9 protein-coding genes are annotated in these 12,148 nt (G+C 46.1%); 8 read left to right on the top strand and 1 reads right to left on the bottom strand.

The features are described from left to right. Positions 1 to 74: 74 nt before the first annotated feature. The 8 genes from AB8613_RS23140 (at position 75) to AB8613_RS23105 (ending at position 10,253) form a co-directional block, all read left to right on the top strand. Entirely contained in the window at positions 75 to 2,492 is a 2,418-nt protein-coding gene (locus AB8613_RS23140; RefSeq protein ID WP_372385134.1) for a tetratricopeptide repeat protein, read from the top strand. A 128-nt stretch (positions 2,493 to 2,620) separates the two neighbouring features. After that, positions 2,621 to 3,604, top strand: coding sequence for a MoxR family ATPase (locus tag AB8613_RS23135; protein WP_004730485.1), 984 nt, complete (start codon positions 2,621 to 2,623; stop codon positions 3,602 to 3,604). 12 nt (positions 3,605 to 3,616) lie between these two features. Further along, complete coding sequence (locus AB8613_RS23130) at positions 3,617 to 4,579, top strand: DUF58 domain-containing protein (protein WP_285954582.1); 963 nt, start codon at positions 3,617 to 3,619, stop codon at positions 4,577 to 4,579. Beyond that, on the top strand, positions 4,580 to 5,122 hold the full coding sequence (locus tag AB8613_RS23125) for a DUF4381 domain-containing protein (RefSeq protein ID WP_372385133.1): 543 nt from the start codon (positions 4,580 to 4,582) through the stop codon (positions 5,120 to 5,122). Further along, a complete protein-coding gene (locus tag AB8613_RS23120; protein WP_285954580.1) occupies positions 5,115 to 6,194 on the top strand; it encodes a VWA domain-containing protein in 1,080 nt (359 codons plus the stop codon). Before AB8613_RS23125 ends, AB8613_RS23120 begins: the two co-directional genes overlap by 8 nt. After that, positions 6,187 to 7,893 carry a VWA domain-containing protein gene (locus tag AB8613_RS23115; RefSeq protein ID WP_285954579.1) on the top strand — a complete coding sequence of 569 codons (1,707 nt, stop codon included), beginning with the start codon at positions 6,187 to 6,189 and terminating at the stop codon, positions 7,891 to 7,893. The genes AB8613_RS23120 and AB8613_RS23115 overlap by 8 nt, the downstream gene beginning before the upstream one ends. Then, positions 7,890 to 9,269 (top strand): BatD family protein, encoded by a 1,380-nt coding sequence (locus AB8613_RS23110; RefSeq protein ID WP_285954578.1) that lies wholly within the window; start codon positions 7,890 to 7,892, stop codon positions 9,267 to 9,269. The genes AB8613_RS23115 and AB8613_RS23110 overlap by 4 nt, the downstream gene beginning before the upstream one ends. A 78-nt stretch (positions 9,270 to 9,347) precedes the next feature. Then, positions 9,348 to 10,253, top strand: a complete 906-nt coding sequence (locus tag AB8613_RS23105) for a LysR family transcriptional regulator (RefSeq protein WP_372385132.1) — start codon at positions 9,348 to 9,350, stop codon at positions 10,251 to 10,253. A 208-nt stretch (positions 10,254 to 10,461) separates the two neighbouring features. On the opposite strand, the gene AB8613_RS23100 is transcribed toward AB8613_RS23105, so the two are convergent. Beyond that, a complete protein-coding gene (locus tag AB8613_RS23100) occupies positions 10,462 to 12,144 on the bottom strand; it encodes an alkaline phosphatase family protein (protein WP_372385131.1) in 1,683 nt (560 codons plus the stop codon). Positions 12,145 to 12,148: the final 4 nt, after the last annotated feature.

Here is a 12,148-nt window from a genome sequence, read left to right as displayed (position 1 = left end):
ACTAAATAATTGTAAATTCATTGTTTTTACGTCTACCTTATTAAGCATAAGGATGTATAAAAACAAGGAATGTTATGTCTGCATGGTTGTGCTCGCTAGTGAACGGATTGAAACACCAGCGAGTTGCAGTATTATCCGCAATGTTGTCTTTACCTATGTTATCGATGCTGAGTGTCAATGTGTATGCAAATGAACAAGCTCCGACGACGACTGAAGCTTCGCTTAGTGGTTCAGAAATTTCAGATGCTGACTCTTCCAAGGCTACGTATGTCGGTTCTGAAGCATGTGTTGACTGTCACAGCGAAGAAGTGGAAGCGTGGCAAGGCTCTCATCATGATATGGCGATGAAACACGCTACCGATGAGTCCATTTTGGGTGATTTCAACGATCAAACTGTGACTCATAAAGGAAAGCCCAACCGTTTTTTTCGCAAGGGTAATGAGTTTTGGGTCAACATCGAAGGGCCGGACGGTCAATTCAAAGATTACAAAATCAGCTATACCTTTGCCTTTGAGCCTCTACAACAGTACATGGTTGAGTTTGAAGACGGCCGTGTACAGTTGATTCCTTTCGCTTGGGATTCTCGCACCGAGGGAGAAGGCGGCCAACGCTGGTTTCACCTTTACCCTGATACCACCAACACCGATGAGTTTTACTGGACCAACAGTGGCCAGAACTGGAACTTCATGTGTGCAGACTGCCATTCAACAAACCTAAAAAAGAATTACGACAGCGCAAGTAATACTTACAACACCACTTGGTCCGAGATTAATGTCGGTTGTGAAGCCTGTCATGGGCCTGCAAGCGAGCACGTTGAGCAGGCCCAGTTAGCTAAAGATCAGTTAACACAAAACAAGTCAGCCAAAGCCAATGGTGTAAAGGATGTTCAAGTCTCGGCGCATTATGGCTTCGATCGCGACTTGTCGAAGTCGGTGAAAGAATGGGTCTACCAAGAGGGCAACTCAACCCTGCAACCAAAAGACATCGTCCATACCAATCAAGTTCAAACCTGTGCTCAATGCCACAGCCGACGTACTCAGTTGAATGAAACAGGCGACCACGTGAATGGGTCATTCTTTGATAAGTATCGCCTGAGCTTGATTACCCCTGAGCTTTACCATAACGATGGTCAAATCTACGATGAAGATTACGTTTACGGATCTTTCTTACAATCAGTGATGGCTGAAAAAGGGGTCACATGTACTAACTGTCACGATCCACATACTGCAGAACTGAAAATTGCCGAAGAAGCGGTGTGTAGCCAATGTCACATTGCATCAGAGTACACGCCTGAAAAGCACACCTTCCACGAGTCGAATACCGAAGCTTCACAATGTACGACTTGTCACATGCCTGAGACGACTTACATGGAGGTCGACCCAAGACGCGACCACAGTTGGCACATCCCACGTCCTGATATTAGCCAACACATTAAAACACCAAACGTGTGTACCAGCTGTCACGAAGATCAAACTGATCAATGGGCAGATAAGCAAATCGGTGAGTGGTTCCCAGATTCTAAGTATCGTAATCAGCAGCATTTTGCCGTTGCCTTTTATGCTGACTCAATAGGGCACAGAGGTGCAGAGGATGCGTTGGCATACTCGGCTCAGGACGCCAGCTTAAGCAATATCATTCGCGCTTCGAGCTTAGAACGTTTGGGGGGTAATACGGGCAAGAACACGCTGATCTCATTGGCGAGAGCGGTGAAACACGATGATGAAATGATCCGCTTGGGCGTGGTGCAAGGCTCGTCTGGCTTCCCATTCACTGATCGCTGGCAGATCCTAGAGCCACTATTGAAGGACCCTGTATTGTCGATTCGTTCAGAAACCGCAGGCGCGCTAGTACGTTACTGGGGAGAAATGAATCCGCTGCAGAAAGACCAAATCAAGCCTGCATTGGAAGAGTACATTGAGATACAACAATTTAATGCAGACAGAGGGTTTGGCCGCACCAACTTAGGTAACGTTTACCGAGACTTAGGCCAGTACCAAAAAGCGATTGAGTTTTATCAAGGTGCTATCGAGATTGAGCCCTACTTTGAAAACAGCTACGCCAACTTGGCTGATTTATATCGTGCACTTGGTGACGAGCCAAAAGCATTAGCGACACTGAAAAAAGGTATTCAAGCGCAACCAAAATCGAGTGTGTTGCCATACAGCGCAGGGTTATCAATGCTGCGAGTGAAAGATTACAAACAGGCAACCAACTATCTAAAACAAGCGGCAGAAACCGCACAAACCGACCCGCAATATTGGTATGTGTACGGTTTGGCTTTAGAGAAGTCGGATGTACTTGCGGCAAGTAAGTCATTGCACAAGGCGTACCAATTCAGCCGAAATCCACAACACCTGTATGCACAGTGTGAAATCTTAGCGCGTAATTACCAACAACCCGGTGTACCGAAAGCGTTCGAACAATGTATTTCATCATTGAGCAAAGTGGCGCCACCGGAGGCGATTAACCAATTGAAAGCGATTAGCAAGTAGAAAGCTGGGCTGAAATAAAGCACCAGAATTGACGTGGCTATGCGCTTATAATTTATGGTGCTTATAACTAATAGTTATAGGGCTTGTGAGTAGGATGTACGCAGCCAGATTGAATTAAGGGAAGACCTATGAACCATGCGCAACAAGCAATAAACCAACTGATTGAACAGACAGAGAAAAGTGTTATCGGTCAGAGCCACGTCGTTCGGGCTCTGGTGATAGGGTTATTGACTAATGGGCATGTGCTTTTAGAGGGACTTCCCGGTACAGCGAAAACTCGTTCAGTGAAATCGCTGGCGAACCTACTGAACACCAGTTTTGGTCGAATTCAGTTTACGCCTGACCTGCTGCCATCAGATGTAACCGGTACAGAAGTGTATCAAGAGCTTGATGGAAAGCCTCAGTTGCACTTTCAACCGGGTCCTATTTTCAACAGTATTGTTTTAGCCGATGAAGTGAACCGTGCTCCTGCAAAGGTACAAGCGGCTCTGCTTGAAGCTATGGCGGAAGGGACGATTACGGTGGGTGGTCAAACTCATATTCTGCCAGATCTATTCATGGTGCTCGCTACGCAAAACCCAGTAGAGCAAGAAGGTACGTATCCACTGCCTGAAGCACAAATGGACCGTTTTATTATGAAAGTCACGGTCGACTATCCAGAAGATGAAGCTGAACGCGATATCATTCGACTTGTGCGCAGTGAGGAACTCGGTAGCGAGACGAGTTCGGAATTAGTCACTCCACAGCATATTGAACCTGAATTGGTACTTGAAGCGCGCCGCCAACTTCCAGACATTGCCGTTTCCGATTTAGTTGAGAACTACATCGTGGCTTTGGTAATGGCTACACGAAAACCTGAGCGTTATCCAGAATCAGACTTATCGAAATGGATTGAAATTGGTTCAAGTCCTCGTGCTTCTATTTCATTGGATAAATGTGCTCGCGCTTATGCGTGGCTGCAAGGGCGTGACCACGTCACGTTAGACGATGTGCGTGCCATGTTGCCAACCGTATTAGGCCACCGATTCTCGTTGTCTTACGATGCATTGGCCGATGGTGTTGACCATCAAAGAGTGGTTGAAGAACTGCTTGATAATGTTGAGATCGGATAACTAGGGGGCGTCATGGCGAAGCCAACACAAGCTCCTAAACCGCAAGGCCTTGATCCTCGACTTTACTGTGACTATTCAAGGTTAGTGCGAATTCAGGCTCAAGCTGAGTCATTTTCACTGTTACCTCATTTAAAAGCGGGCAGCGTACTTTCGGGTAGACATAACTCTTTGTTCCGTGGTCGTGGTTTGAATTTTGAGGAGTTACGACACTACCAACTTGGTGATGATATTCGTAACCTTGATTGGAAAGTCACCATGCGAACGGGGAAGCCGCATGTTCGCAGTTACACCGAAGAAAAAGACCGTAATGTGATGATCTGTGTCGATCAGCGCAGCTCAATGTTCTTTGCCTCTCAAGACACCATGAAGTCAGTCGTCGCAGCCGAAGTTGCGGCATTGTGTGGTTGGCGTGTGCTCAAAGATGGCGACCGAGTAGGCTTCGTTTTAGCCTCACACCAAAAACTCTTTCATACCAAAGCGCAGCGTTCTCAATCTGATTTATTGGCTCAGCTAAAACATCTTACTAAAGCCAATCAAAGCTTAGGCGTCAAGGTAAGCGATGGAGATAATGTTGGTTTTAGCCAGTGGATTGAACTGATTAAGCGAATGAGGCTCAAGCAATCAACCTTGATATTTATTAGTGACTGGCGAGACTGCCAAGAACAACATCTCGATCGACTAAAGCAGTTACAGCAACACAATGACATCTTGGCCATTATGGTCACCGATCCATTAGAACAGTCATTACCTCAAGATCTTGCAAGCGCAAACTGGGTGGTGGGTGATGGTCGCTTTCAACTTAATCTGGATAGCCAATCTAAGGTAAACCTCGCAAGTGAAAGTCTTGCTCAGAAAGCGGCACTTCAGAAACAGTCCCTTGCTAAATTGATGGCGATGAAAAAACTCCCTTATATTGAATTAGACACGTCGGGCAATCACATATCACAGCTGCAGAAGCTAGTGGGAGGTCGCTAAATGGCTGTTGAACATACGCCCCCAAGTACTTATATCCTCCGCGAACTGCACGATGTAGCGATTCCTGACAGTGTGAGCTGGGCTCCTCAAACGATCGGCTGGAAGACCCTCGGCGTTATTCTGTTATTGGTCGCTATCTATCTGGCTTATCGTTTGGCGCAGAGATGGTGGAATAACCGTTATCGAAAAGAAGCTCTTCAAGAGCTTATGGTATTGGATGCACGAGACAAAAATTCAACCGAGCGAACTTTTAAAGTACTGAAAGTGGTACTTCGCTACCTAGACAGCAGTAATGCCAAGTTGTTTGGCCAAGCTTATGTGAACCGTCTGAACGCTTATCTGCCTGTTAGCGCTAACACCAGTGAAAACAGCAATGCGTTCTTTGCTGATGAAGTCTCGGAATTATGGATGCAGAGCCTAATTGACCCTAATGTGCGTTTGAGCTTTGAACAGCGTTTAGAGGTGATTCAAACCGCGATGATGTGGTTAAAACTTCACAAGTCGAATGTACAAGTTACGGTAGAGGGGCAAGATAATGTTTGATGTTTTATCTGCCAGCTTTGAATTTGCGCATCCGCTGTGGTTTATCGCGTTGCCTTTGCCGTTATTGGTCTATTTTGCCGTGCCAGCTTATCGGACTAAGCAAATGGCGATTAAAGTGCCATTTTTTCGAGAATTGGTTGAAGCAATTGGGGAAGCACCGTCAGAAGGTGCAAGCCAGTTAACACCAAGCTGGTGGCAACGAACCACGCTCATTATTACTTGGATATTGGTCGTGTGCGCGTTAGCGAAACCAACCATTCTTGGTGAGCCACAGGTTCGCGAACAATTAGGTCGGGATGTGATGGTGGTGGTCGATTTGTCGGGCTCGATGGCAGAGCAAGACTTTACCTCTAAGCAAGGCGATAAAATTTCTCGCTTAGATGCGACCAAAGAAGTGTTAGCTGACTTTGCAAAAACCAGAAAAGGTGACCGACTCGGTTTGATCTTGTTTGGTGATGCTGCGTTTGTGCAGACGCCATTTACTGCAGACCAAGATGTATGGCTTGAACTACTTAATCAAACTGATGTTGCGATGGCAGGCCAAAGTACCCACTTAGGTGATGCAATTGGCTTGGCGATTAAGGTGTTTGAACAAAGCGAAAAGCAAAGTGCTGCCGTTCAAGATTCGAGTGTTGATGCCAACGAAAAAGAGAAGGTCGTGATCGTACTAACCGACGGTAATGATACTGGAAGCTTTGTTGAACCGATTGATGCAGCCAAAGTTGCGAAGGCGAAAGGCGTTCGTATTCACGTGATCGCCATGGGTGACCCACAAACCGTTGGTGAAGTGGCTTTGGATATGGAAACCATCAAACGAGTGGCTCAAGAGTCTGGTGGCGAAGCCTTTGAGGCGCTTAACCGCGACGAACTGACCAAAGCCTACGCTCAGATTGGTGAGCTAGAACCACAATTATATGAAAGTACCACTTATCGTCCTAAACAGGGGCTGCACCATTACTTAATGGCGATTGTTGTTGTGATGTATCTGACTGCCTTTAGTCTGGCGACTTTACGTAGAAGGTCGCTTTTGGCTTCTAAAACTAAAAAATTGAAAGGAGAGGATGATGCCTGATTCTCTCACTCTACAACAGTTCTTTACCCAGTTTCATTTTATCCGACCTTTGTGGTTGTTGGCCTTTATTCCGATGTTCTTCCTGTTATGGGTTCGTTGGAGAGAAGAGACCAAACCAACGTGGAAAGACATTCTACCTGCACATTTACGCGATGCATTGACCATTGGCGAAACAGGGTGGCGTAAGCAATTACCGTTGAAGCTATTGGTGGTGATTGTGACTGTCGCGATCATTATCTGTTCTGGCCCAACATGGCAGCATGAGGCTTCGCCTTTTGGTGAAGACAAAGCGTCGATGTTGGTTGTGCTCGATAATAGTGAATCCATGCTCGCTAAAGATTTACCTCCGAGTCGTTTGGAGCGATCTAAGCAGAAAATTAGAGACTTACTAGCAGCTCGCAAAGGCGGCACTACGGGCTTAGTGGTTTACGCAGGGAGCGCACACGTGGCAATGCCCGTTACGCAAGACAGCAAAGTATTCGAACCGTTTCTAGCGGCTATCACACCCGACATTATGCCAGTATCAGGTAAGTCAGCAGAAGCAGCGTTGCCACTAATTAATCAGCAATTGTCTGGTGAGTTAGGCTCTTCTGTACTGTTGGTATCAGATGGTGTAAACCCAAGCACCATTAGGGCGTATGAGAGTTTCTTTAACGACAATCCGTATCAGTTGCTCATTCTGGCCGCAGGAAACAGCAATGTGGTGAGCGATAATCCAGTCGACCTCGATTCATTGCGTAATTTGGCGAATAAGACAGGTGGTCGAGTGATTGAGGTGACCGTTGACGATTCGGATATTCAACAGTTGAATCAAGCTGTTGAAAGAAACATGCAACTTAACGGTGAATCTTCTATGCCATGGAAAGACATGGGCTATGGCCTGCTTATTCCAATGGCGATCATTATGTTGTTGTGGTTCAGAAAAGGGTGGTTGGTGCAGTGGTGTGTCGTTGGCATGATGATTTCAGGCAGCATCTATTCACCAAATACTTTTGCGAAAACAGTCAACTTAACGGCTGAGAAACCAATCGTGGTGGAGTCGCTTACAGCTTGGGATAAAACAGCTCAATGGTGGTGGGACTTATGGCTAACGCCCGACCAACAAGGTCAACGTTTGTTGAATCAAAAGGAGTACCTTCAAGCTGCCAAACATTTTACTGACCCAATGCGAAAGGGCGCGGCTTACTACTATGCTCGTGATTTTAAGCTAGCTCACAGTGCATTTTTGCAAACCAAAACTGACCTTGGTTTGTACAATGCAGCGAGCGCGTTAGCCAGGCAGCGTGAATATCTTGCTGCTAGAGACCTTTTGAAGTCATTAAGTGAAAAAGGGGACTTGTCTCCAGAACTGAGAACGGATGTGGAAAATAACCTCGCAGTGCTTAGCGGGATTGTCGAAGAGGTAAACCGAACCAGCGAAAGCCAATCTGGAACCACAGATGGTCCTGAAGAATCTTTAGAACTCGAAGATGATCAGCCGCGAACGGGTGATGGCGCTGAAGAAGAAACGGTAGCCGAATTGATGCTCAAGGAAACGCTTAACGCCAATGAAATATTGGGCAGCCAAGAGCTTGCCGACAAGTGGTTAAAACGCGTTGAAGCGGATCCTAAGTTCTTCTTAAAGTCGAAATTTCAAATTCAGTTAAGAGATCCTGCACCGTCTATCGAACAGACGCAAAAACAGGAGCAAGCACAATGAGTCGATATGATTTAACTCTTGAATTGGTTCAAGTAAAGGTAGGGTGGGCAAAGTCGTTGAACTTAACCAAGACCTTGCTTGTGTCGATGGTTTTGCTGTTTAGCACTGCTTTTTCTGCATTTGCTTCTGCTACTGACATCTTCGATCTACAAAAAAGTGGTGACGTTGAGCTTATCGCTTGGGTAGGTGAGAAACCCAAGTCAGGCGACAAGATAACGCCGACCAAAGTCAGCGTAAATGAGCAGGTCATTCTGAACATTGAGGTGGCGACACCGCGCTGGTTAACTGGCGGCACTCGAATTGGCAGTATCGAAATCCCTAACGTGATCGCTAAGCAGCGTAACCAACTCGCGACGAACTATACAGAAAGAGTCGGCGGTACTACATGGTCACGTCAACGATGGGAAGTGACGCTCTATCCGATGACTTCTGGCGAGTTTGTCATTCCAACCGTGCCGGTTCGCGTCCAAGTTTCTGCACCTGATGGTTCTAACGTTGGCGGCACGCTTTACACGCAGCCGATTAAGTTTGAAACCTCACTACCTTCAGGTTTATTAAGTGATGAATCGCCTTGGTTTTCTGCAACAGAAGTAGATACAGAGCAACAATGGCAACGCTCGAGTGAAAACTTAAAAGTAGGCGATGCCATTACTCGAACGGTAACCATCAAGGCCAAAGACAGCTTGTCTGTGTTACTGCCAGATGTGTTAAACAATGAATCGACTCAGCAATATCAAGCTTACCCACAGCCAAATCGTTTAGACGATACACAAGAACGTGGAGATTATCGTTCTAGCCGAGTTGAAGAAACGGTTTATGTGATTCAACAAGGTGGCGAATTTACCTTGCCAGACTTCTCATTCCAGTGGTGGAACAGCAAGAATCAGCGCCTTGAAACCGTGGTGATAAAAGGGAATGTGTTTGAAGCCAAGCACACGCTCCAATCCTTCATCAAGGCTTATATGTCAGTCTTTATCAGTGTGGGTTTGGCATTGGTGTTGTGTGTTGCGTTGTTTGTGTCTTTGAAGCGTTATTACAAGAACCGACCAACACCGAGTTGGTTGGTATTCCGTCGTTTGCTTAAGCAAGGTAATTGGTCTGCATTGAGAACCTTTATCTATCGTCAATTACGAAACGAAACCTCTCAACTAGAACTGGATAAAGTGCAACTTGGTAAATTGAATGGACAAAAGCGTTGGCTAGAGGATAGCGAAGCCCTTCAACAAGGGCGCGAAGACAAAAACGTATTTACTCGTTTATGGAAAGGCTTAGGTCACTTACCCGATGATAAATCAAAACCGAGCAATTCTCGCTCAATTGTCGACCGATTGAAAATCCCTAAAGCTTTGCCAGACTTAAAAGATAGAACTAAGTAGCAAACTTTAGTCATTCGCATCGAACATAATCGGCAGGTTCTCTACTATAGGGAACCTGCCTCTTTAATATGGAACTGTATGAAAAGTACCGAGCTAAATCTAATTCCTATATTTGTCGCTATTTATGAAGAGCAGAACTTATCAAGAGCTGCTAATCGCATGGATATAAGCCAACCAGCTGTGAGTAAAGCGCTTGCAAGGTTGAGAGATATCTATGATGAGCCACTGTTTCACCGAACCACTTCTGGCGTAGAGCCGACCACATTTGCTATTGATATCTATCCTGCAATGGCCGCTGCGCTAAAAAACTTTACTTCTACCTTATCCGCATCAAGAGACTTCGACCCTAAAACTTCAGGCCGAGTGTTTTCAATTGCCTGCGTCTCGGCGGCTAGCTACGAAATGGTACCAAGAGTCATGCAGTTGATCAGTCAAGTTGCACCAGGTATTGCCTTGGAAGTCCATCCCTTGTTTACAGAGGACTACGAGTCAGACCTTAGGCTTCAAAGACATGATGTGATCATCGATATGACCCCAAGGGGTCGAACTATGCTCAAGCATGAAGTGATTGCTAGCGAAGAGTTAGTCGTGGTGTGTCGCTCAGATCACCCGACGATAGGTGATACCATCGATATGGAGCAGTTTCTAGCCTTAGAGCATGTCGTTGTTTCGCGATGGCACGCTCGAAGGAGTCTACTAAGTTCAGAACATTTTAGTGACCTTGAGAAACGCAAAGTAATCTATCGAGCTGCGGGTGTCGTAGAGATGCTTCCTGTTATAGAGGGCTCAAATTCCATCGGTATGCTCCCAATGTCATCTGTACGCTGTTTTTCTGGAAAATATGATGTTAGAACGCTGCCTTTACCTTTTGAACTCGACGATCTCGATATGTGCATGATTTGGCACCCAAGCCGTACCAATGAGCCAAGCCACAAATGGTTGCGCGCTAAGATCAAGGCGGCAGCAAAAGACATATCAAGTTAGGCTCTAACGGGGGTGTAATGGAAAATATTTGTACGAATAGCAGTTATCCCAAGCACTAACATACGTTAATCGGCTAAGGCTTAAATACAGGCAATCAAAAAGAGCCGCTTATCTGTTTCGACTGAATCAGTCTGAATATGATAAACGACTCTTTTAATGAGTGGGTGCTGGATTCGAAATCTAGCTCACGAAACCTTAGAGGTATACTCTACTCAGTGACCTCTTGTAACACCTCTCCAATTGATCCACTTGGTTGGGTTATCCCCAGTTTGTTCGAAAGTGTTGGCGCAATGTCGTATGGCGTGATTGCCCGCGAGATCTTCTGAGCTTCAACGTCGTAGCCTGCGAAGATTACAGGCACATGCGTATCGTACTTCCATGGCGAGCCATGTGTAGAGGCTATTTGAAGGCCTTCCATGTCGTTAATGTAACTACGCGGTGCAAATACCACATACACGTCACCAGAACGAGCAGGGTGGTAGTTGTTTTTGATTAGCTGCATCACATGAGTATCAGGCACTCGGTTCGCTGCAATATCGCTGCTTGATACTGCAAACGCCACACCCTTCACTTTTGCTATTTCATCGGCGATCGCTTCCTGCACTTTAGCTAGGTCAAGTTTCTTCTCTGCGATTAAATCGTGATTCAGATAGATATAAGGCTGTGCATACAAGCGAATGGCGTCTTTGGATAAACCAAATTGATCCTTCAATCTTTTTTCTACGCCACTCGAGAGCAATGTGTCTTTATTGAAGTATTGAGCTTGATTAAAGCCAAGCGCATTTGCCGCAGGTGAAGATTCAGGTACTCCATGATCGGCAGACAACACAATTAATGTATTTTCTAGACCGACTTGGTTATCAACGGTTTTAAGAAGCTTGGCGATCGTCTTATCAAGTCGAATTAGGTTGTCTTCTGTTTCTAGGCTTTCCGGGCCGTATAAGTGCACCACGTAGTCGTTTGATGAGAAACTCACAGACAGATAATCAGTCACTTCACCTTGGCCTAGCTTCTCTTGCATCAACAGTGTGCTTGCAAAGTTTTCTGTGATCTCGTCACCGGCCGGGCTAACGGTTAGCGTTGTGCTGTAGTACTTGTAACTTGCAGGGCCATAAGGGTGAGGGAAGGTGCGTTGGAAATCACCGAGTTTCACTTTGTGTTCGGTATCGTGCTCTTGCAGCGTGTACTTCTCTCGTGGTAACGAGAGCTCCCACTTCTGTTTCGAGTACTGAGCAGCAATTGCTTTCTCGTTCCAACGTGATACCCAATCTGGATACTCGTCGTAGTAATAGTTGCTGGTGACAAACTCAGATTGCGCTTTGGAGAACCAGAAGGCTTTACCACTGTGTCCCGCCAATGAGATTGCGCCGCGGTCTTTCACTGATACACCGAACACTTTTGATTTTCCACTATTGGAAATCGTCAACTCGTCACCAAACGTGGTGGAAAGTATTGGCTCAGGAGAACGTCCATCGCCCTGTGCTGTCTTCTGCGTTGGGTCGATCTCTGTTGCTTTGTCGACACCCGCGCCAGAGGTCAACATTTTGTAGTTGCCGTCTTCTACGTTATACACCAAACGCTCTTCGCTACGGTCATACCAAACGTTACCTACCATGCCGTGTACGCTCGGTGGCGCACCTGTTGCAAGCGACACATGGCCCACGATCGTTTCCGTGTTGCCATGTTGGTAATTCGCATTGGTGTAGTAAGTACCATCATCCATTAAGTACCGGAAACCGCCTTCACCGAAGTTGTGCTTATATCGCTCGATAAGATCTGCTCGTAGGCCATCTACCGTGATTTGTAGGACTAGATTTGGCTTTTCTGTTGCTGAGGCAGGGAAGGCACAGAGTAACGCAAGTGTAAGCCCTGAAAGCTTGGTGTATTGCATAGAG

Origin of the sequence: Vibrio sp. BS-M-Sm-2 (genome assembly GCF_041504345.1) — a bacterium.
GTDB classification, from domain to species: Bacteria; Pseudomonadota; Gammaproteobacteria; order Enterobacterales; family Vibrionaceae; genus Vibrio; species Vibrio satsumensis.
This window is presented reverse-complemented; position numbering and strand designations above follow the sequence as displayed.

Coding starts and splice junctions, on each gene's coding strand:
- AB8613_RS23125 (WP_372385133.1), top strand. CDS start 4,580: ATGGCTGTTGAACATACGCCCCCAAGTACTTATATCCTCCGCGAACTG.
- AB8613_RS23130 (WP_285954582.1), top strand. CDS start 3,617: ATGGCGAAGCCAACACAAGCTCCTAAACCGCAAGGCCTTGATCCTCGA.
- AB8613_RS23110 (WP_285954578.1), top strand. CDS start 7,890: ATGAGTCGATATGATTTAACTCTTGAATTGGTTCAAGTAAAGGTAGGG.
- AB8613_RS23135 (WP_004730485.1), top strand. CDS start 2,621: ATGAACCATGCGCAACAAGCAATAAACCAACTGATTGAACAGACAGAG.
- AB8613_RS23120 (WP_285954580.1), top strand. CDS start 5,115: ATGTTTGATGTTTTATCTGCCAGCTTTGAATTTGCGCATCCGCTGTGG.
- AB8613_RS23105 (WP_372385132.1), top strand. CDS start 9,348: ATGAAAAGTACCGAGCTAAATCTAATTCCTATATTTGTCGCTATTTAT.
- AB8613_RS23100 (WP_372385131.1), bottom strand. CDS start 12,144: ATGCAATACACCAAGCTTTCAGGGCTTACACTTGCGTTACTCTGTGCC.
- AB8613_RS23115 (WP_285954579.1), top strand. CDS start 6,187: ATGCCTGATTCTCTCACTCTACAACAGTTCTTTACCCAGTTTCATTTT.
- AB8613_RS23140 (WP_372385134.1), top strand. CDS start 75: ATGTCTGCATGGTTGTGCTCGCTAGTGAACGGATTGAAACACCAGCGA.